19 protein-coding genes and 2 pseudogenes are annotated in these 19,357 nt (G+C 70.8%); 7 read left to right on the top strand and 14 right to left on the bottom strand.

The features are described from left to right. Positions 1-74: 74 nt before the first annotated feature. Genes O7553_RS18215 through O7553_RS18225 form a run of 3 tightly spaced genes read right to left on the bottom strand, consistent with a single transcriptional unit; the run spans position 75 to position 3,338 of the window. Positions 75-980, bottom strand: a complete 906-nt coding sequence (locus tag O7553_RS18215) for a sulfotransferase (protein ID WP_281550924.1) — start codon at positions 978-980, stop codon at positions 75-77. Positions 981-984: 4 nt separating this feature from the next. Continuing rightward, on the bottom strand, positions 985-2,106 hold the full coding sequence (locus O7553_RS18220; protein ID WP_281550925.1) for a sulfotransferase: 1,122 nt from the start codon (positions 2,104-2,106) through the stop codon (positions 985-987). Beyond that, positions 2,103-3,338, bottom strand: coding sequence for a glycosyltransferase (locus O7553_RS18225; RefSeq protein ID WP_281550926.1), 1,236 nt, complete (start codon positions 3,336-3,338; stop codon positions 2,103-2,105). Before O7553_RS18225 ends, O7553_RS18220 begins: the two co-directional genes overlap by 4 nt. A 275-nt stretch (positions 3,339-3,613) precedes the next feature. On the opposite strand from O7553_RS18225, the gene O7553_RS18230 reads away from it, so the two are divergent. The 3 genes from O7553_RS18230 to O7553_RS18240 are packed head-to-tail and all read left to right on the top strand — an operon-like array spanning position 3,614 to position 6,895. Next, complete coding sequence (locus O7553_RS18230; RefSeq protein WP_281550927.1) at positions 3,614-4,603, top strand: hypothetical protein; 990 nt, start codon at positions 3,614-3,616, stop codon at positions 4,601-4,603. Further along, positions 4,596-5,402: a sulfotransferase gene (locus O7553_RS18235; protein ID WP_281550928.1), complete on the top strand. Its 807-nt coding sequence runs from the start codon at positions 4,596-4,598 to the stop codon at positions 5,400-5,402. Before O7553_RS18230 ends, O7553_RS18235 begins: the two co-directional genes overlap by 8 nt. Next, complete coding sequence (locus O7553_RS18240; RefSeq protein ID WP_281550929.1) at positions 5,399-6,895, top strand: hypothetical protein; 1,497 nt, start codon at positions 5,399-5,401, stop codon at positions 6,893-6,895. The genes O7553_RS18235 and O7553_RS18240 overlap by 4 nt, the downstream gene beginning before the upstream one ends. An 81-nt stretch (positions 6,896-6,976) precedes the next feature. Here the strand turns inward: O7553_RS18240 and O7553_RS18245 are convergent. The 3 genes and pseudogenes from O7553_RS18245 to O7553_RS18255 all read right to left on the bottom strand — a co-directional run. Then, a pseudogene (locus tag O7553_RS18245) lies at positions 6,977-7,171 on the bottom strand (hypothetical protein); the annotation flags it as partial. Continuing rightward, positions 7,077-7,727, bottom strand: a complete 651-nt coding sequence (locus tag O7553_RS18250; protein ID WP_281550930.1) for a hypothetical protein — start codon at positions 7,725-7,727, stop codon at positions 7,077-7,079. The gene O7553_RS18250 and the pseudogene O7553_RS18245, both read right to left, overlap by 95 nt. Before the next feature lie 214 nt (positions 7,728-7,941). Beyond that, the gene (locus tag O7553_RS18255) at positions 7,942-8,751 is read right to left on the bottom strand and encodes an XRE family transcriptional regulator (protein WP_281550931.1); all 810 of its coding nucleotides are present in this window, start codon (positions 8,749-8,751) and stop codon (positions 7,942-7,944) included. A gap of 154 nt (positions 8,752-8,905) precedes the next feature. Here O7553_RS18255 and O7553_RS18260 point away from each other — a divergent pair, with 154 nt between their 5' ends. Continuing rightward, a complete protein-coding gene (locus tag O7553_RS18260; protein ID WP_281550932.1) occupies positions 8,906-9,097 on the top strand; it encodes a hypothetical protein in 192 nt (63 codons plus the stop codon). 38 nt (positions 9,098-9,135) lie between these two features. Here the strand turns inward: O7553_RS18260 and O7553_RS18265 are convergent, their stop codons facing one another. Both O7553_RS18265 and O7553_RS18270 read right to left on the bottom strand, forming a co-directional pair. Beyond that, complete coding sequence (locus O7553_RS18265) at positions 9,136-9,579, bottom strand: nitroreductase family deazaflavin-dependent oxidoreductase (protein WP_281550933.1); 444 nt, start codon at positions 9,577-9,579, stop codon at positions 9,136-9,138. Then, entirely contained in the window at positions 9,576-10,400 is an 825-nt protein-coding gene (locus tag O7553_RS18270) for an SDR family NAD(P)-dependent oxidoreductase (RefSeq protein WP_281550934.1), read from the bottom strand. Before O7553_RS18270 ends, O7553_RS18265 begins: the two co-directional genes overlap by 4 nt. Positions 10,401-10,455: 55 nt before the next feature. On the opposite strand from O7553_RS18270, the gene O7553_RS18275 reads away from it, so the two are divergent. Continuing rightward, positions 10,456-11,049 carry a TetR/AcrR family transcriptional regulator gene (locus O7553_RS18275; RefSeq protein ID WP_281550935.1) on the top strand — a complete coding sequence of 198 codons (594 nt, stop codon included), beginning with the start codon at positions 10,456-10,458 and terminating at the stop codon, positions 11,047-11,049. A 98-nt stretch (positions 11,050-11,147) separates the two neighbouring features. On the opposite strand, the pseudogene O7553_RS18280 reads toward O7553_RS18275, so the two are convergent. Then, positions 11,148-11,495: pseudogene (locus tag O7553_RS18280) on the bottom strand (XRE family transcriptional regulator); the annotation flags it as partial. A gap of 155 nt (positions 11,496-11,650) precedes the next feature. On the opposite strand from O7553_RS18280, the gene O7553_RS18285 reads away from it, so the two are divergent. After that, entirely contained in the window at positions 11,651-12,409 is a 759-nt protein-coding gene (locus O7553_RS18285; RefSeq protein ID WP_281550936.1) for a GntR family transcriptional regulator, read from the top strand. A gap of 77 nt (positions 12,410-12,486) precedes the next feature. Beyond that, the gene (locus O7553_RS18290) at positions 12,487-12,678 is read left to right on the top strand and encodes a hypothetical protein (protein WP_281550937.1); all 192 of its coding nucleotides are present in this window, start codon (positions 12,487-12,489) and stop codon (positions 12,676-12,678) included. Between the two features lie 25 nt (positions 12,679-12,703). Here the strand turns inward: O7553_RS18290 and O7553_RS18295 are convergent, their stop codons facing one another. From O7553_RS18295 to O7553_RS18315, 5 genes are all read right to left on the bottom strand, one after another. Next, complete coding sequence (locus O7553_RS18295; protein WP_281550938.1) at positions 12,704-13,555, bottom strand: sulfotransferase; 852 nt, start codon at positions 13,553-13,555, stop codon at positions 12,704-12,706. Then, entirely contained in the window at positions 13,552-15,069 is a 1,518-nt protein-coding gene (locus O7553_RS18300; RefSeq protein WP_281550939.1) for an oligosaccharide flippase family protein, read from the bottom strand. Before O7553_RS18300 ends, O7553_RS18295 begins: the two co-directional genes overlap by 4 nt. 139 nt (positions 15,070-15,208) lie before the next feature. Beyond that, positions 15,209-16,330 (bottom strand): Wzz/FepE/Etk N-terminal domain-containing protein, encoded by a 1,122-nt coding sequence (locus tag O7553_RS18305; RefSeq protein ID WP_281550940.1) that lies wholly within the window; start codon positions 16,328-16,330, stop codon positions 15,209-15,211. A gap of 11 nt (positions 16,331-16,341) precedes the next feature. Beyond that, complete coding sequence (locus O7553_RS18310) at positions 16,342-17,859, bottom strand: O-antigen ligase family protein (protein WP_281550941.1); 1,518 nt, start codon at positions 17,857-17,859, stop codon at positions 16,342-16,344. Positions 17,860-18,090: 231 nt separating this feature from the next. Beyond that, positions 18,091-19,344 carry a glycosyltransferase family 4 protein gene (locus O7553_RS18315; protein ID WP_281550942.1) on the bottom strand — a complete coding sequence of 418 codons (1,254 nt, stop codon included), beginning with the start codon at positions 19,342-19,344 and terminating at the stop codon, positions 18,091-18,093. Positions 19,345-19,357 lie beyond the last annotated feature (13 nt).

Genomic DNA, 19,357 nt, shown 5'->3' on the forward strand with positions numbered 1-19,357 from the left:
GCGGGCCGCCGCGATAGAGGCAGCCGAGGTACGGGCCGACAGGGTACGACGCCAGCGAGTCACGAGCCTGGCGGTCAGTAACCCCACTCGGCAAGCGGCTTCTCCAGCACCCGGTCCACCGCAGCCAACTGCTCCTGGCTGAGTTCCCGGTGGTACGCCGCCCCTCGACCGCTGTGGAACTCGTACCGGCGGAAGCCACGGTCGAACGAGGGCGACCAGTCGAGGCCGAGAAAGTCCAGCATCCGGGCTACTTCGTCGCTTGGTGCGACCAGCAGATCCTCGTACCGTACGTCCAGCCATTGGCCGGCCGGGTGGCTGGCCCGAGCCTCGGCGAACGCGGCCATCAGCATCTTCCAGCCGAGCGCGGCCAGCACCGGAAACGACCGGTCGGCTTCTTCCCACTCGGCCCGCAGATCGGCCGGCAGCGGGCCGAGGAACCAGTTGTCCGGCCCACGCCAGCCGTCCCACCAGCCCATCTGCAGCCACGAGTTGGCTACCGCACGTCCGTCGCGGACCACGTTGACCACCCGCAACTCCGGGTACGCGGCATGCAGCCAACCGGTGCGGGGCCAGCCCGTGACGTGTTGCAGCAGCACCTGGCAGCCCTGCCGCTTGACCCGGCGGTCGAAAAAGGCACGCAGCCGCTGGCCCACGTACGGGGTGAGGTCGTCAGCCCGCAGGTCCCGGCACGGCCTGGAGTAGCCGGCCATCACCTGCCGGTCAATCAGCCGATACGCCTCGGACGGCGCCACCCGCAGCCGGCCGCGTTCCAGCAGGCGACGGCTGTGCCCGAGCGAGGTCATGCCGGCCGGCCGGGGCGTCGAGCGGCGGTACAGCCGGCCGTTGCGACGACCGGCCAGGTTGAGCCGGGGCAGCTTGTCGTCCAGCCCGGACACGAAACCGACAGCCGGGTGCCGGGCCAGGATCTCCTGGACAAGGGTCGATCCGCACCGTCCGGTGCCCACGACGACGGACAGCATCGAGTCAGCCTTCCTTGCTCGGTGTCGTGGCCGGGACCGGCTCACCGACCGGCCCACCCTGGGCTCCGACCGGGGGCACCGCCCGGGCCGGGGGCGCTGCGGGTCGCCGTACCGGATAGCCGAAGCGGCGCAGCAGCGGCAGCGTCACTGCGGTGACCACCGCGAAGGACCGGCCGGGCAACGCCCGGACCCATTCGGCGTCGTCGCTGACCGGGACCGCCCCGGTACGGTGCCGCGCCGGGTTGCCCGCCACCGAGTGGGTGGCGGCCAGGGTGAGCCGGCCTTCGGCGTCGATCGGCAGCCCGGCCGGATCCAGTCCGGCGAACAGCGCGATCCGGCGCAGCTGACCGGCCGGGTCGACAACCACGTCCTCGTAGCGGACCCGCAGGTAGCGGTCGGGTCCGGCGGCTTCGAAGAACCGCGCGGTGGCGGCGTTCCACACCCGCCACAGCAGAGCCGCCTTCCACACCGGCGGGCGGCTCATCAGGTTGCGGTCCGCCGCGCCGTCCAGTCCGCGCCGACGGCGCCAGGAGAAGGCGGTGCCGCGCGGGTCCCGGACCAGGTGCAGCACCCGCAGGTCGATACCGGGCAGGTCACGCAGCAACGCACCGTACGGTGGCAGCTTCGACGAGTCGACCACCACCACAGGTCCGTCGCCGCCGCGGCTCACCTGGCGGGCGACCGCCGGATAGACCGCGGCGATCGCGGCGTCGTCGGCGTGGTGCGGCACGGCCCGCCGTCCGGCACCGGCTCGCCTCAGCATGGCTGGCAGGTCCCGCATCCGCAGCCTGGCCCGCAGTCGTCGGGCGATGCCGGCCGCGTCCGGGCCAGTGGCCGAGGCCGGACCAGCAACAGCTGCCAGTTCGGCGGTGACCGCCCGCCAGACCGGACAGGCGTCGAACGGCGCGCCGCAGCCGCAGGGACGGTTGTCGACCATCCCGCGCTGCCAGAGGTAGCGCAACTCGCCGGCGGCGAAACAGCCGTCCAGCTGCCCCAGGACGGTGGTGATCAGGGTGCTGCCGCTGCGACCGCTGCCGGCCAGGTAGAGCACCCGGACCGGAGGACTCGACGGGCCGGGTGTACCTGCGGCAGAGGATGTGCCTGCGGCGGAGGGCGTGCCGGTCATCGTCGGGTTCCCGCCGGGGCGGTCAACGCCGCAGCCAGGTAGGCGTCGCGGAGCCGGTTCAGGTGCAGGTCGGGCGCGAAGTCACGGTCGATCTTGTCCCGGGCGGCCCGGCCCATCGCGTACGCCCGGTCGGGGTCGGCGACCAGCCTGCTCAGCGCGTCGCCGAGCGCCACCGGGTCGTCGGCCGGGACGGTCTCCCCGTCGAGACCGGGACTGATCAGCTCCGGCAGCCCACCGAGGTCGGTGCCGACCACCGGCACGCCGCACGCGAACGCCTCGAGCACCGCCATTGGCTGGTTCTCATGCCACCGGGACGGCACCGCGACCGCCGCTGAGGACCTGATCAGGTCGTGCAGCCGGGACTTGTCCAGCCGGCCGTGGAACCGCACCCGACCGGGTGCCACCCGGTCGGCGAGGGCACGGACCGCAGGCAGGGCGGGGCCGTCGCCGGCCACGTGGACGGGCACCTGCCGGGGCAGTCGGGCGACCGCCTCGACCAGCGTGTCCACTCCCTTCTCGACGGAGATCCGGCCGGCGAAGACCACTCCCCCGCCCGGCGAGTCCTTGACCGCCACGGCGGCCGCGTCGACGAAGTGGTTGATCACCCGTAGCCGGTCCGGGTAGACGCCGGCCCGGCGCATCACGTCGGCGAGAAACCGGCTGGGACTGACGAACACCCCCACCGAACCATAGGCCCGTGACTGTCTGTGTATCCACGACTCCACAGCGAGTAGCGTACTGGCGGATGCCGATCCGTCCTTGCACCTGCGCCGCGCGGCGTGTAGCGGACCTCCATCGACGCACGCCGCACAGATCTTCCCCCGGTCCAGCATCTGGTAGCTGGGGCAGGCGAGCTTGTAGTCGTGCATGGTCAGCACGCACGGCACCCCGGCGTCGCGGGCGGCAGCGAGCACCGACGGAGACAGCTGGTGGTAGATGTTGTGCAGGTGGATCACGTCCGGCCCGAAGTCCTCGATCACCCGGGTCAGGCCGCGGCGGCTCGCCGGCGACCAGATCATCCGACCGGCGGCGGCCAGCCGGGGGCGCAGTCCGCGCGGCGCCGGCTCCAGCTCGACGTGCGGCGGGAAGTGCCGGGCGTACGGCAACGGCCCGTCGTTGTCCGGGTGGGTCATCCCGAAGTACGCCACCTCGTCCCCGGCCGCGCGCTGCAGATCGGCGAGGTCGATCAGATACCCCTCGGCGCCACCGCGACGGTACAGAAACTTGTTCACATGGAGGACACGCATCAGTCCGGCCCGCTCGCTCGATACCGGGGTGTGGCCACCCGGTTATGGTGGCGCAGGGCTCCCGCCCTGGCTGCTGCCTCACGCTATGCACCCACGCCGGGTTAGTCCAGTACCGAATCGCCAACTAGCTGATCGGGTGATCTTGTGTGGCTGACCAGCCTGCGTCCTGGCGTTTCGCCCCGATCCATGGGTAGCCTGACCGCGGCCCGACCTCGCCCCAGCCTGGCCATCGCGGCTGGTGACGTGCCCGAGGAGGACCGGTGAACGACGACGAGCCTTCCACCCTGGCCTGGACCGCGCGGCGGATCGCCCGGCACGCCCGGTGGATCCGCACCGAAGGGCTCCGCCGCCTCGTCGAAGAGGACCGACTCAACCCGGTCGACCGGGCCACCACCGCCTGGGCCAAACTGCGCTGGCGGCATCGGCACGGCGTACCCCGTGGTCAAGCCGTTCCCGTCTACCTGGTCGGCCTGCAGCGGTCCGGCACCAACATGCTGGTCCGCGGGCTGGAGAACGCCGGCGAGGTCGAGGTCCGCAACGAAAGCGACCGGCGGGTCTTCCATCGTTTTCAACTCCGCGACGACGCGGTGCTGACCGCCGTGGTCAACCGCAGCCGACACGCGTACGTGCTGGTCAAACCGCTGTGTGACAGCCACCGGGTGGACGAACTGCTCGCCCTGCCCGGGATGGCGCCGGGACGGGCGGTCTGGGCGTGGCGCGACGTCGACGACCGGGCCCGCTCCGAGGTGGCCAAGTTCGGCGACGCCAACCTGCGGGCGCTCGCCGCCATCGCCGACGGCACCATCGGCCGCCGCTGGCAGGGCCAGCGCCTCGACGCGGACACCTACGAGCTGATTCACGGCTTCGACTACCGGCGGATGGACCGGCACACCGCCGCCGCCCTTTTCTGGTACGTCCGGAACACCCTCTACTTCCGGCTCGGCCTGGACCGCCGCGACGACGTGCTGCTCAGCTCGTACGACGCGTTGATCACCGACCCGGCCGGGCAGATCAGCCGGCTGTGCGACTTCCTCGGGATCGCCTACCGCCCCGACCTGTCCGCGCACATCGCCCCCCGCACCCCCGCCCGCCAGCCGCTGCCGATCGACCCGGCGGTCCGTACGCTCTGCGACGAACTCACCGCCCGACTGACCGCCAGCGGCCGCCCACAGTCCCCCACCACCCCACCTCAACAAGCCGACACCGACCGGCGTGCTCCGGTGAGCGTGGAAAGGACCGACCATGGCTGAAGCCCCCGCGCCGGCCACCGCCGAAGTGGCGCAGTTGCCGACGGCGCCCATCTTCCTGGTGGGCTGCCAGCGCTCCGGCACCACCTTCCTGCGGCTGGTGCTCGACTCGCACTCCCGGATCTCCTGCGGACCGGAGACCCGGTTCCTGCCGGACCTGCGACGCATCGTCGGCTCCGACTGGGAGCGGCTGGCCCGCTTCGGCTTCACCCGGGAGGACTGGCTGCGCCGCATCGCCGACTTCTTCGGCGGCGTGCACGCCGACTACGCCGCCGGCCGGGGCAAGGCTCGGTGGGCCGACAAGACCCCGCTGTACGCGATCTCGCTCGACTTCGTCACCGAGGTCTTCCCGGACGCGCAGATCGTGCACGTCATCCGGGACGGCCGCGACGTGGTGGTCTCGCACCGCAAGCGGTTCGGGTACTGGTCGGCGGTGAAATGCGTGGTCAAGTGGCCGCGCTACATTCGTACCGCCCGCGCGATGGGCGCCACCCTGCCAGCTGACCGCTACCACGAACTGCGCTACGAGGACGCGGTACGGGAGCCGGAGAAGTCGATGCGCGCGCTGTTCGAGTTCCTCGGCGAACCGTGGGAGGAAGGCGTGCTCGACTACGTCGACAAACCGCATGACGTGGCCGGAAAGTACACCAGTGAGGCGGACCGACGCCGCGCCTCCGCCGGCACCGACTCGGCCATCTACCGGTCCCGCGTCGGCAGCTACCGCCGGGAGCTGGACCCGTTCCTGCGGCTGCTCGTCGCGGCCTTCTCCGGTCGGATGCTGCGCGAGCTGGGTTACCGATGAACACTGCGACCCGGCCCGCCACTGCGACCCGGCCGGCCACTGCGGCCCGCCGCTGCGTGGCGGCGGCGCTCGGCGGGCTGCTGCTGCTGGCCGGCTGCACCAGCGCCGACGAGGACACCACCCCGCCACCGGTGCCGCCGACCGGCGCGCCGCTGCCGAGCCTGCCGCCGTACCCCGAGGACACCCACCCGTTCGGCGCGCACTGGGACTGGAACCGGTACGACGAGTTCCTCCCGTACCTGCGCAAACTGTCCGGGTCTGCCACCTACCACGAGATCAGCTGGTGCAGCATCGAGCCGACCCAGGGTCAGCAGGACTGGTCGGCACTGGACCAGATCGCCCAGCGCAGCCGGGAACTCGGCATCGTGCTGAACATCAAGATCCGGACCGAGATGTGCTGGGCCACCGGTGGGACCCCGGAGCACGTCCGCGGCCAGGCCAACAAGACCGAGTCGACGATGCCGCTGGACATGGCCGCCTACCGGCAGTTCGTCGGTGACGTGGTCCGCCGTTACACGCCGTACGGCGTCCGTCAGTACGCGATCGAGAACGAGGTTAACGCTCCGCAGTACTGGCGCGGCACCCCCGAGGAGTACGTCGAGCTGGTCACCGTCGCCGCCGAGGCGGTGCACGCCGCGAACCCGGAGGCGGTGGTCGTCGACTCCGGCATCAGCAGTGTCGCGTACGGCTTCGGGGTGGTCGACCGGCTGGTCCAAGCCGGCCGCGACGACGAGGCGATCGCCGCCTACAACGCGTACTTCAAGCGGCGGATCGGCACCCGGGGCCGCAAGATCCCCGAGGTGGACACGATCGAGACGCTACGGACCGCGCTCGACAACGAGACCAACGTACGCAATGTCGCCTTCCTGGCCGCCACCGAGCAACTGATTGACGACGGCGTGGTGCAGCTGCGTCAGGTGCACTACTACGAACACTTCGACGGCGTACCGGCGCTGCTGGACTACCTGGCGGCGGAGAATCCGGCCGACGTGCCGATCGAAGCGTGGGAGGTCGGGCAGTTCTGGCGCGACGGTGACGGTGACGACGTCAGCCGGGCCGAGGAGGTCGTCAAGGTCTCCACCATGCTGCTGGCCGGCGGTATCCGGCAGGTGATGTGGCTGCCGCTGGGCTACAACCCGAACAACCGGGCCGGCAGCGAGGTCCGCTACGGCCTGCTCGACCCGGACGGTACGGAACGTGAGGCCGGCCGGATGTTCGAGAGCCTGGCGGTGGCGGCGCGTGGCGCCATGGTCACCCCGGTCCGCCGGGACGGCCTGATCGGGGTGGCGTTCCAGCAGGGCGAGGAGAGCACCCTGGTCGTCTGGTCCGGCGAGATCAACGACGCGGTACGGGTGTCCGCGGTGCCCAGCCTGCACGCCGGGCCGGCCGGTGCCTCGCCGACCAAGACGGCGGCCGAGGTGACCGTCACCGACCGGCCGGTGCTGTTGCGCGCCACCGGCACCCCGGAGTCGATCCTCGCCGACGTCGACTGATCGGCCGTACCTCCGGTGGTGGAGGATGGTCAGGATCTCGCGGCGGACCTGCTGCGGCTCAGTCACCAGCCGGCGGTGTGCGAACCGCACCACCTGGATGCCGACAGTGGCCAGCAACGCGTCACGCCGTAGATCGATCTCACGCTGGGCAGGGCTGCCGTGCGAGGCGGCTCCATCGAGCTCAAAGTCGATCCGTTCGGCCTGAAGGCCGGAGCACTGGCCCGCATTCCGGTAGCGTCCGCATCGCGGCCCGGTCGGTGAGCCGCGGCAGCTCATCGAGAGTTGCGGAGACCCGGTCCGCGTTCGTCCACCTGTCGTTGACAGCCCGGATCAGCGGAGCCGGCCGGTCGGCGGCCGACAGCAGCGGCCAGGACTCGACAAGACTCGGTTCCAGCCGCGTCACCGGCGCCTCGCCGCGTACCACCACCTGCGGCGGACCGACGGCGAACGCCGTTCGGTGGTGCACGGTCAGGCCGGCCTGGCTACGAAATCCCACGCCGATCGGCACCGTCAGGTGCAGTGCCTCGTCAGTGGGTTGCTGGCGCAGCCCCCAGAGATTGAGTGCGGTGGTGTGGCTGAACGCGACCCGACCGTCGGCGTGGGCCAGCACCGCACGCCGACGCAGCTGCGGTGCGAGCGACTGGATCGACGACATTCCGCTATGGTTGTCGTCGATCAACTCGGCGGTGACGTAGACGCCCGGCAGAACGCGCCGCAGTCGACCGGCGCGTACCGCGTCGTCCAGCACCCAGCGCGGCACCATCTGAAGGGCCTGGCGACGGGTCACCACACCGCCGCTGCGCCGGCACAGCTCCTCGATCACCTCGTTCATGCCCGGCTACGATGCCGCGACCTCAGCCATCAGACGACCCAGGTAGAGCCACGCTGTGGACAACTGCTCGACTGTGGATCGGGTGGCGGGTTCCTCGGCGACGCGCTACCGGACCATGATCACTTGATGCTCTGCTGGGCGCTCACCGGCGTGTCGGCCGAATTTCCGTCATCTGATCATGAGGGGCAGCTACTGATCATGAGGCAGCGGGCTGCTACTCGGGATCGGGCCGGCGGTCGTAGGCGGCCAGAGTCGCCTTGTTCGTGCTGGCATCCTGGAATACCAGCTCCCACGGGCCGGTGTTGACGTCCATCTCCTTACCGAACCCGATCCACTTTCCGGTCAGCCGACGCCCGGTAGGCTCGGCCAGCAGTTGGATCGCGCCATGGTACCGGGCGCCGCGGTAGTAGCCCTGCGGCGCGGTCTGCTCGATCCAGGTCCCGGTGACCACATTGCCGTCGACGGTCAGGTCCATGGTGAGGGGCGCATCGGAGGAACCAGGCAGACTTCGCACGGTGAGCCGGTCACCGTGCTGCAGCAGCACGACATAGTGCCGACCGGTGAACGTGGCACCACGACCCGAGCTGTGGTACTCGTACCGGGACAGCCACACCCCGGAGTAGTTGCCGGTCGGCGCGGTCCATGGGGCAGGGCCACCGCGCGGCACCGGGGTGGACGCCTGCCCGGTCGCCGACATCTGAGCACCCCGAGCTTCGTCACCGCCCTCGCCACCCCGGCCGCCGGCTCCATCCTCGCCGGCGTCGGCGCTGCGGGCATGCGGGACCGCCACAGTGAAGCCGAGCGAGCTGATCGGCAGGCCGGTGACCGATTCCAGGGCACGCGCGTACGCCGGACGGGGCGAGGTGATCGCCCCAGCCTCCCAGCGTTGCACGAGGCGCTTGTTCGCATCGTTGGGCATTCCGGCGCGATCCCCTGCCTGCCGCAGCGCGCGGGCGAAGTCGTCCTGACTCATCAGCAGGCCCATCCGCACAGCCCGCAACGTCGCGTTCGGAGTGGTCGTCATGCGAGTGATCGTAGCCCTTGTGTCGCCGGAATGTCGCCCTGCAGGTCGCCGGAACGTCGTCATGGAAGCCGTCGCGCGGGGCGACAATTCGGCGACATCCTTGTTTTCGTGGCAGCCGGCGCGACCGCCGGCGCGAGCAGGCAGGAGACATGCGATGGCAGAGGTTCAGATCCTGGTGATCGGGCCACGGCAGCTACCCGCCAGCGGTACGGTCGAGGTGTGGGCCGACGCAGGCAGCGGCGCAACTGGACAGCGAATCAAGGTACCGGTGACCGACCTGCAGACAGCCGAACTGGACAGTGGATCAGGCAGTTCGGCTGTCTACGTACTCCGCCACCGTGGCTGATGCGACAGGGCACGGGGGCTCGCCAGCGAGTGATCGGGTCAGCCGGGCGGCTGGAGAAGGAAGACCGGGTGGCGGTCCGCTTCGGTGCAAAACCCGGACGGACCGTCGCCGGGGGTGGCGTCGAATGCCTGCCGGACGAACGGGATGAACCCGAACGCGCGGCGGTAGCGATGCAGGACGTCCAGTTTGGTCTCGCCGTCGACCTCGACGAGGCCGACGGTGCGGAACCGCTGTCCGCGACCGAGTTCGGCGCGGCCGTTGGCGCGGATGTTGCGCACCCACTGTGTGACACCGAACGGTGAGACGAGCCAGTCGAGGTCGGCGTGCCGCAGCGTGACGACCGGCACGGTACGCGGCAGGCCGGTGCGCCGGCCCTGGGTACGCAGCAGGGTCAGCGGCCCCATCGGCACCCCCCAGCTGAGCAACCGGTACGGGATCCGGCTGACCCGCTCCACCCCGGCGGGCAGGGCAGCGGCGTTCACGACGGGGCCACCGTGGTGGTGGCTTCCCGGGCGGCGAGGCGGCGGGCGGCCTGGCCGAGCATCTGGCCGTTGAGGCGGATCGACCGGGTCCGGGGCAGCAGCCGGGTCATGATCCGCATCGACCGACCCGGGATGTGGGTGGGCCGGCCGCGCAGGAACGCGGCCACGCTTTCCCGTACGGCGGTCTGGACCGGCTGGGGCCGGATCGGCATCGCCGCACGGTCGATGCCGTAGGCGTCGATGGTCGGGGTGTCAACGTTGCCCGGTAGTAGCACGGTGACGTCGACGCCGCCGGCGGCGAGCTCGTGATGCAGGGCCTCGCCGAGGTTGAGCACGTAGGCCTTGGCCGCGCTCTCGTGGGCCATGTTCGGCAGCCCGTGCACCGCGCCCAGTGCCGACACGAGGATGATGCCGCCCCGGCCACGGGTGACGAACCGCCGCCCGAAGGCGTGGGCCAGATCCAGGTGCGTGGTGGCGTTGATGGTGAACCGCCGGTGCAGGTCGGCGAGGTCCTGGTCGAGGAGCGGGCCGGGGCGGCCGGTGCCGGCGTTGGAGATCAGCAGGCCGACGTCGAGATCCGCGGTCGCGTCAACGAGCTCGGCGGCGGCCTCGGTCCTGCCGAAGTCGACGGTGACCACCCGGCAACTGATGCCGTGGGCACGGGCCAGCGCGGTGGCGAGGGTTTCGAGCCGGTCGGTGGATCGGGCCGCCAGGACAAGGTGGAGCCCGGCAGTGGCTAGGTACTCGGCGAAGGCCTGGCCGATGCCGGACGAGGCGCCGGTGACCACCGCCCACGGACCATAGGATCTGATTTCAACCATGATTTAGACTGTAATCTGGATTCTGGTCCAGGACAAGCGGATAGGCTGTGCCAACGTGAAGAACCCTCCGGCCGACCTTGCGCGACGCCTGCTCGACGTCAGCGAGCAGGTGCTCCACGGCGACCCTGCGCCCCGTCTGGAAGACATCGCCGGCATGGTCGGGGCATCGCGAGCGACGTTGTACTACTACTTCGCCGGCCGCGACGACCTGCTCACGTACCTCCTGACCGCGCACGCCCACGACGGAGCCCAGGCGGTGCAGGCCTCGATCGACCCCACCGACCCACCCGCGCAGCGACTACGGGCGATGGTGACGGCTCTCGCCGCCTACTTGTCACAGCACCCTGGGATCTGCGCCGGCCTGCTCAGCGCCCTCGGCTCCACCGGCCGGATGACCGACGTCATGGCCGCCAACGACAGATGGATCGCCGGCCCGCTCCGGGAACTCCTCGCCGAGGCCGGCACCGTCGGTGCGGTCACCGTCGACGACACCGCCGACGCAGCCAACGCCATCCTCGGCGCGTTGCTGCTCGCCGTGCTCGGCCGATCCGTCGCCGGGGCCGACCCCACCGACGCCCGGTTCCGCGACCAACTCACCGACCAGGTACTGCACGGCGTACTCACCCGTGCACCAGTCGACGGATCCTGAGCCATGACCTTGCCGCCGGATCATGATCACTTGATGCTCTGCTGGGGGCCTGTCGGCGTGTCGGCCGAATTTTCATCATGTGATCATGAGGAGGTGGGCTCCCACGGGCCGGTGTTGACCTCCATCTCCTTACCGAACCCGATCCACTTTCCGGTCAGCCGACGCCCGGTAGGCTCGGCCGGCAACTGGATCGCACCCTGGTACCGGGCGCCGCGGTAGTAGCCCTGCGGCGCGGTCTGCTCGATCCAGGTCCCGGTGACCACATTGCCGTCGACGGTCAGGTCCATGGTGAGCGGCGCGTCGGAGGAACCAGGCAGACTGCGCACGGTGAGCCGGTCACCGTGCTGCAGCAGCACGACATAGTGCCGACCGGTGAACGTGGCACCACGACCCGAGCTGTGATACTCGTACCGGGACAGCCGAACCTCGGAGTAGTTGCCGGTCGGCGCGGTACGCGTGGGCAGAGCCACCGCGCGGCACCGGCGAGATCGTGCTCGAAGTCCACATCTCGCCCTGCGCTGCACAAGCATATGAAGTAGCGGTATGCATCCGCTGTACTCTCCGGCATGTGAAACTTTCAGGAGATACTTGGCGGTGAACCATGACAGAAACTGGTGAAACAGCCGAAACCGTCGCTACTCACCTCCGTGAGGAGATCCGGACCGGCGAACTCGCCGAGGGCGACAAGGTACCCACCACCAGCGCCGTGATGAACAGGTTCGGCGTCGGCAGAGGAGCAGCGCAGCAGGCGCTGAACGTGCTGCGGGCGGAAGGACTTGTCACCTCGCGACGCGGTGCCCCCGGCATCGTCAAGGGCTGGTTCGCCCGGCTCGAACGGGTCATGCCAGATCGCCTGGGCCACTCGAAACAGCCGGGACGGACCATCCAGCAGCATGACGCAGGCGATCGTCCGATACGCACCGACGTCGAGGTCGATGAGCTTCCGGCACCCGACTTCGTAGCCGTAGCCTTCGGCATCGACGAGGGCGATCCGGTGGTGCGCCGCAAGCGAGTGCACTGGGTGGAAGGTCGACGCGTCCAGATATCGGCGTCCTACTTCCCCGTCGAGCTCGCACGAGGCACGGCGATCGTCTACAAGAACTCCGGACCCGGCGGGGTGTACGGCCGGCTTGAAGATCAAGGGTGGAAGCCGACAAGGTTCGAAGAGCGGGTCGTCGCCCGGCCACCGCATCCGGACGAGATCGATGGCCTGGACATCGCACGCAACAAGGCGACGGTGTTGCAGATCACCCGGTACGCGAGGTCCGGTGACAGATGTGTCGAGGTCAACCGGATGGTGCTGGACGCAGGCGTCTACGAGCTGGTGAATCACTTCGATCTGAAAGCGGACACAATCTAACATCCGCAACACTCAACCTGCATATGCATGTCCGGTATCTTAGGTCTCGTCCGACAGGAGACGCAGGGAGACACGCGATGGCAGGAGTTCAGATCTTGGTGGTCGGTCCACGGCAGCTACCCACCACCGGGACGGTCGAGGTGTGGGCCGACGCCGGCAGCGGCGGGTCCGGGCAACGGATCAACGTACCGGTCACCGATCTGCAGGTGGCCGAGATGGACAACGGCGCTGGTACGTACGCGATCTATCTTCTCCGCTCCCGTCACTGAGCTGACGGACGCGGGACGTGTCCTGTCAACTCCGGGGCGACCAGGTGTGCGGCCAGCCGAGCAGGTCGGCGAGGTCGGCGTTGTGCGGGGCGAAGTAGCTGCCGAGCTGGGCGCGCACTTCGTCGGTCAGCTCCCCCGGCCCCTGGTCGGTGCGCCGGGTGTGCTGGGCGAACCCCGCCGGGGTGAACGGATCCAGGTCAAGGAAGCGCAGCACCCGGTCGTAGACGCCGGCCGGGTCGACGTACATGTCCTCGCTGCGCAGCACCAGCAGCCGATCCGCCGGTAGGACGGCGTACCAGCGTTGCAACTGCTCGGCGTAACGGCCCCGGGCCAGGTACGAGTGGTTGCGCAGCGCGGTGTGCGCGGCCGGACTGCCCGGCCCGTCGCGCAGCGCGTCGGCCAGCCGCCGCTCCTCGGCGGCGACCGCGTCGGCGAACGACAGTGGTTCGGCGCCGTACGAGCGGGTGTGCAGGTAGTGCGAGTAGGCCCGCTCGACCGGGTCGCGTAGCAGGGCGATGCAGCGGGCCTGCGGCAGGTCGGTGGCGACCCGGGCCGGCACGCTCGGGTGAAACAGGTAGTACGGACTGGCCTCGAAGCTGCGGACCCCGGCCGGGCGGGCCGGGAAGTGCGCCTGATACCAGCGTTCCCCGCGTCCGTGGTGGATGCTGAAGTACTGCAGTTCCTTGCCGGTGGCCGGGCGCACCTGCGGATGGGCGGCGAGATAGTGGTGCAACGAGGTGGTGCCGCAACGTTGTCCACCGATGATCAGGAAGTCCGGCAGGGCACCCAGCTGGCCGGGCACCATCGTGCGCGCCCAGGCCCGCGCCCCGCGTACCGTACGGCGCAGCCGGTCGGTGGTCCCCCGGTTGCCGGTCATCGTGCCGCCTCCTCCAGGTTCGCCACCGGTGCACCGGGCCGGTCCTGGCCGTCCGCCCCGCCGCGCCGGCCGCCCCGGCGCAGGGTACGCAGCACCATGACGTCCTCCCGGCTCAGCCCGAGCGCCAGCACCACGCCCACGTAGACGGTCACCACCACCGGCAGCCCGACCAGCAACTGCTCCGGCCAGCCGGGCAGCAGCAGCCGGACCACCAGCCCGGCGGCCAGCGCGACCAGCCCGGCGGCGAGCCCTTTGAGCATGCCAACGGTCACCGGCACCGCGTGGATCAGGGCCCGCACCTGCAGCACCCGGGCGACGTTGACCACCGCCAGGGAGATCGCCCAGGCGACCGCCGCGCCGATGATCCCGTACGCCGGGATCAGCCACAGGTTGAGCAGGATGTTCAGCAGCAGCGCGGCGATGTTGTCGTACATGTTGACCGCCACCCGGCCGGACATGTTCAACACCGTGCCGCACGGCCCGGTGGCCGCGTTGACCAACTGCCCGACCGCGAGGACCAGGGTGACCGCAGCGCCGGCGGCGAACCCGCCGCCGAAGACCGTCAGCAGACTCTCCGGGAAGACCAGCAGCGCCACGAACGCCGGCAGCGACAGCCGCACCACCCAGCCGGTGGCGGCGCCGTAAATTCGCCGTACCTCGTCGGCCCGCCCCTGGTGGTGCAGGTACGCCAGGTACGGCCCGAACGCGGCGTTGATCGGGGCCAGCACGAAGATCGCCACGGTGACCAGCCGGGTGGCGACGTTGTAGACACCGATCTCGTCGTTGGCGAAGAAGCCGAGCATCAGGGTGTCGACCCAGATCAGGCCGGTCGACGACAGCGACGACACCCAGCTGACCGTGGAGAAGCTGAACAGTTGCCGGGGCCGGTAGACGACCGGGCCCGGCGCGACCCGGCGCATCAGCCGGGCCAGCGCGCCGAGGGCCAGCAACGCGGCCGACCAGCCGGCGATGACCAGCGCCCAGTAGCTGCCGGTGACGCCGGCGCCGAGGATCAGGGCCAGCGCGGTCAGTACGAACCGGGTACCCGGTTCGTAGATCTGCCCGATCAGGGTGAACGGCCGCTGGGTGCGCCAGCCCCGGGTGGCGGCGAGCGCCGCCTCGCAGACGGTCAGCGCCGGCAGGGTCAACGCCACCAGGCGCAGCCCGGTGACCAGGCCGGGGTCGTGCAGCGCGGCGGCCAACGCGGGGGCGGCCACGGCCAGCGCGACCGCGATCGCGGTCGCCGAGCCGGCGGAGATGGCCAGGCCGAGCCGGATGGTGCCACGGATCGCGGCCGGGTCGTCGTCGGCGAGGTGTACGGCGACGAACCGGGTCAGCCCGGCCCGGAACCCGGACAGCGACAGCAGGCTGAGCAGGGCCAGTACGGCGTAGCACTGGGCGTACTGGCCGACTTCGCTGATCCCGAGGAACCGGGCCAGCAGCAGCATGACCAGGAAGACCGCGCCCTGGTTGAGGATCGCCCCGACCAGGTTGAGTCCGCCGCCGCGGGCCATGCCGCGGATGTGCTGGTCGCCGGAGTCAGGGCCCGACGGGGTACCGGACGGGGTGCCAGGGGCGGGGCCCGACGGGGTACCAGGGGCGGGGCCCGACGGGGTGCCGGCGGCGGGGGCCGGGGGCGGCTCGGCCGTCACGTCACCGCCCCGGGTGCGGTTCGAGCGAGCCGCCCGCGCCGTAGACCCGACCGGCGGTACGGGACACCTGCCCGACCGGGGTGGCCCGGCCGACCCGGGCGGCCGGGATCTCCCGGGTCTCGTCGCCGCCGGTCGGACCGGGCCCGGAGGGCGGGGTGGGGTCGCCGCTGGGCGACGCCGGCGGTTCACCGGCCCGGTTGCGGGCGAGCAGTTCCAGCATGGCGACCAGGACCACGGCGAGCAGCAGCCCGGCGCCGGCGACCGGCACCGTGGTGTTGACCAGGCTCCTGGTGCGGGACACGGCCCGGACCGCGCCGACGCTGGTCACCTCGGTCGGGTCGGCCGCCTGGGCCTGCGCCCTGGCCGCCTGTAGGCCCTGCCGGGCCGAGGAGAGGGCGCTGGTCGCGGCGTCCCGCTGGGCGAGCAACGCCTCGTAGTCGGGCAGTTTCGGACCGATGGTGTCGAGCCGGCGCTGCCCGGCCTCGATCGCCTCGGTGGCGGCGTCGACGCCCCGGCCGTTGCCGACCGCCTGCATCTGCAGTCGCTGCTGGCGCAGGCTGGCCAGCTCGTTCAGCGTCGCCTGGTAGATCTTGTCCGGCTGGGTGACCTCGTTCTCGTCCTCCCAGGCAGTGATCGCGGCGGTCGCCTCGGCGACATCGGTGCTGGCCGCGGTGACCTGCTCGGTGGCGATCGCGACCTGGGAGGAGAAAAGGAAGGCGAGGGCCCGTTCGGCGGTCGCGGCGAGCACCGGGTTCACCATCGACCGGTCCGCCGACGCGAAGGTGATCTCCATCTGGCTGCTCGCCCCGACCTGGCTGACCACCAGCCCGGACCGCAGCCGGTTGGCGGCGACGCCGGTTTCGGCGGTCACCTCGTCCACGACCCGGGGTGAGGTGGCCGCAGCGCTGAACGCGGCGGCGAACTGGTTCGCCGCCTGGTTGCCGGTGTACTGCTGAGCGGCTGCCCCGCCGACCAGTGCCGGTGCCGCCACGTACGCGGTCGCGGTGTACTGCTGCGGGGCGATCAGCACCAGGGTCGCGGCCGCCCCTGCGGCCAGCACCGGCACACCGGCCAGTAGCCACAGCCGTCGGCGCGCGATGCGCAGGTAGTCGACGATCTCCACGCTATGGGCTCCTACTCGTACCGAAATTGTGGTGCCGGGGTGGTCACCGACCCGGTGCCGGCCCGGCCGTGGGTGATGGCGTCCGCGACTCGGCCGTGGGTCGTCGCGCTGGTCGTGCGACCGTGCGCGATGGCGCCGGTCGTCCGGCCATGGGCGATGGCGCTGGCCGCGGCGGCAAACGCGACGAAGTACCACAGCGTCACCACGTTGGAGATGACGTTGGAGCCGAGGCTGACCGCGATGAACACCACCACACAGCCGGCGAAGCCGACCGCGACGCCGCGTTCCAGGCTGTCCGGCGGGGCGCGGCGCAACGCCGTACGGGCGGTGTACAGCAGCAGCACCAGCATCGCCAGGTAGGCCAGCAGCCCGGCCAGACCGGTCTCCACGTACGCCCGCAGCAGGTCGTTGTGCGGCTTCTTCGCCTCTGAGGTCTCGTGCTGGGTCATGTTCGGCCCGATCCCGGTGACCGGGTTGCGGTTGGCCAGGGTGACGATCTCCGCCCAGTAGTCGACCCGCCATTGCAGAGTGTTACCGGTCGGCCCGCCGCCGGTGGGCCGGACCTCGGCGAGCTGGGCGAACCTGTCCCCGACCGAGGGCAGCAGGCTGACCCCGACGACCGCGACGACCAGCAGGGTGGCGAGCATCCGACCGCTGCGGTGCAGCACCGCGACGACGATCAGCCCGAGCGCCGCACCGAGGATCGCCGAACGGGTGTTGGTCAGCATCAGGAACACCAGGGAAAGCCCGAGCAGTACGGCGAGGACCAACTGGGCGCGCCGGGCCAGGAACCGGTAGATCGCGAACCCGAAGACGATCATGAACATCAGGTACCGGCCGAAGGTGGTCGACTGGCTGAACGGGCCGCTGACCCTGATGAACTGGCCTTTGACCTCGGACGGCACCTGCCCGAAGGCACTGGCCAGCACGGTGTAGAGCAGCGCCAGAGCCAGCGAGCCGTAGCAGGCGATCAGGATCCGCCGGACCGCCGCCCGGTCGGGCATCAGCTGTTCGAGTACCACGAACATGACCACCACGGTCAGAATCCGCATCGCCTCGAGCAGGCTCGGCGTCGGCCGGTTCGCGCCGAACGCGCTGACCAGCGCGGTCGCGCCGACCAGCAGCATCGCGAAGCCCAGCGGGGTGCCACGCAGCCGGCCGCTGCGGCGCAACTGGGCGGCGAGCCAGAGCCCGGCGGCGAGCAGGAAGAGCACCGCGACCATGGTCGACGGGTCGCTCAGCCGGGACGCCTGGTCGGTGTCTGCCCGGCCGGCGGTCGGTCCGCTCAGCTTGACCACGTCCAGCAGCGGACGCACGGCGAGCATCAGGATCACGTACCCGGAGAACCGGGTGATGGCCAGCACTCCGACGGCGGCTCCGGCGACGAGGGCGATCGGCAGCACCACGCCGCGCCGGTCACCGGCGGCGAGCGCCAGGCCTGCGGCGACGGCGACGGCCGCAGCGGCGACCGCAGCGAGCACGCTGAGCAGCCGGCCCACTGGCCGGGGTTCCCGCTGTCGTCTGGTCACCGCACGCCGATCCGCTGTCCCGCTTCGCCCGTTGTCCCGCTGCGCCCGCTGTAGCGTCGAGCTGCGCCGCAGCCGCACACCCGGACCACCGTCCGCCCCTGCCGAGGCGGACGGAGGTCAATCTGCCGCCCCGGTGGGCCGGCCCCGGCCCACCGTTGTTCGCCGGTGGGCCGGCCTAATCTAGCTGGATCCTCGACGAGCCAGTATGGGCCGACACGCCGGGGCCGGCCATCAGCCGTCCGGTTCCGTACGGGTCCGGCGGCGGGGCCGGATCAGCTGCGGTCCACGGGGGGCGAGCAGCTCCAGGTACAGCGCTTCCAGCTCGGCGGTGGCCGCGTCCCAGGTGTACTCGGCACAGACCCGGTCACGCAGGGCTTTCGCTCCGGTGCGCTCCGCGTCCGGATCGGCGGCGACCTGGCGCAGCGCCCGGATCAGATCGTCGACATCGCCGTCGCGGAAGATCCGTTGCCCGGGGCCGTCGGCGGCGAGCACCTCGACGTGCGGGGTGATGTCGCTGGCCACCACCGGCAGGCCGTAGGAGGCCGCTTCCAGCAGGGTCAGCGGCAGCCCTTCCAGCCGGGACGGCTGGACGAATCCGGCGGCGTGCGAGTAGAGCTCGGCCAGCAGATCGCCGTACGCGAACCCGGTGAAGACGACCCGGGGGTCGTCGACGGCCTCGGCGCGCACCCGGGCGACGAAGTCGTCGCTGAACGACGATCCGCCGACGATGGCCAACCGCAGGTCGGTGTCCACCTGACGGAAGGCGCGGACCAGCAGGTCCGCCGACTTCTCCGGGACGAGACGGCCGACCATCAGCAGGTACCGGCCGGGGGTGAGGCCGAAGCGGGGGCCGATCTGTCGGGCCGGGACCTGGCGTGGGATACCGACCCCGTTGGGGATGTAGCTGGCCGTACTGCCGAACCTGGTCTGGTAGTGGTCGGCCAGGCCGCGGGATACGGCGACCCGGGCGTCGGGCACGTACCCGCTGAGCCAGTGGGCGGTGCCGAGCACCGTCTGGGCGAGCCTGCTCCACTTGGCCCGTTGCTGGTCGAGGCCGTGTACGGTGAGCACCACCTTGCTACGGGCCAGGTAGCGGGGCAGCGGCGCGACCAGCCCCGGACCGAGACCGTGGTAGTGCACGATGTCCGGCCGGTCACGCATGGCGGCCAGGGTCGAGGTGGTGGAGTGCACGATGGCGTCGAGGTGCTTGCTGGCCACGGTCCGTACCTGGCGCAGCCGTACGCCGCGGTACCGGTCCATCGGCACCGATCCGTAGCTGGGCCGGCAGTAGACGGTGACGTCATGGCCCCGACCGGCGAGCCGGCTGGCCAGCTCCTCGACGTGGCGCTCGATCCCGCCGTACGTCGCGGGCATCCCCTTTTGTCCGATCATGGCTATCCGCAGCCGCCGGTGCTCCGGTCCCGGTTCGACACCATGCTGGTCGACCGGAAACGAACCGCCGGTCACCTGATGGGGTACGGCCACGATGCCTCCTTGG

The sequence above is a fragment of the Solwaraspora sp. WMMA2059 genome, from assembly GCF_027497315.1.
In the GTDB taxonomy this organism is placed as follows: domain Bacteria; phylum Actinomycetota; class Actinomycetes; order Mycobacteriales; family Micromonosporaceae; genus Micromonospora_E.

Coding starts and splice junctions, on each gene's coding strand:
- O7553_RS18220 (WP_281550925.1), bottom strand. CDS start 2,106: ATGACCGGCACGCCCTCCGCCGCAGGCACATCCTCTGCCGCAGGTACA.
- O7553_RS18285 (WP_281550936.1), top strand. CDS start 11,651: ATGACAGAAACTGGTGAAACAGCCGAAACCGTCGCTACTCACCTCCGT.
- O7553_RS18255 (WP_281550931.1), bottom strand. CDS start 8,751: ATGACGACCACTCCGAACGCGACGTTGCGGGCTGTGCGGATGGGCCTG.
- O7553_RS18215 (WP_281550924.1), bottom strand. CDS start 980: ATGCTGTCCGTCGTCGTGGGCACCGGACGGTGCGGATCGACCCTTGTC.
- O7553_RS18300 (WP_281550939.1), bottom strand. CDS start 15,069: ATGGCCCGCGGCGGCGGACTCAACCTGGTCGGGGCGATCCTCAACCAG.
- O7553_RS18260 (WP_281550932.1), top strand. CDS start 8,906: ATGGCAGAGGTTCAGATCCTGGTGATCGGGCCACGGCAGCTACCCGCC.
- O7553_RS18235 (WP_281550928.1), top strand. CDS start 4,596: ATGGCTGAAGCCCCCGCGCCGGCCACCGCCGAAGTGGCGCAGTTGCCG.
- O7553_RS18240 (WP_281550929.1), top strand. CDS start 5,399: ATGAACACTGCGACCCGGCCCGCCACTGCGACCCGGCCGGCCACTGCG.
- O7553_RS18295 (WP_281550938.1), bottom strand. CDS start 13,555: ATGACCGGCAACCGGGGGACCACCGACCGGCTGCGCCGTACGGTACGC.
- O7553_RS18250 (WP_281550930.1), bottom strand. CDS start 7,727: ATGAACGAGGTGATCGAGGAGCTGTGCCGGCGCAGCGGCGGTGTGGTG.
- O7553_RS18290 (WP_281550937.1), top strand. CDS start 12,487: ATGGCAGGAGTTCAGATCTTGGTGGTCGGTCCACGGCAGCTACCCACC.
- O7553_RS18270 (WP_281550934.1), bottom strand. CDS start 10,400: ATGGTTGAAATCAGATCCTATGGTCCGTGGGCGGTGGTCACCGGCGCC.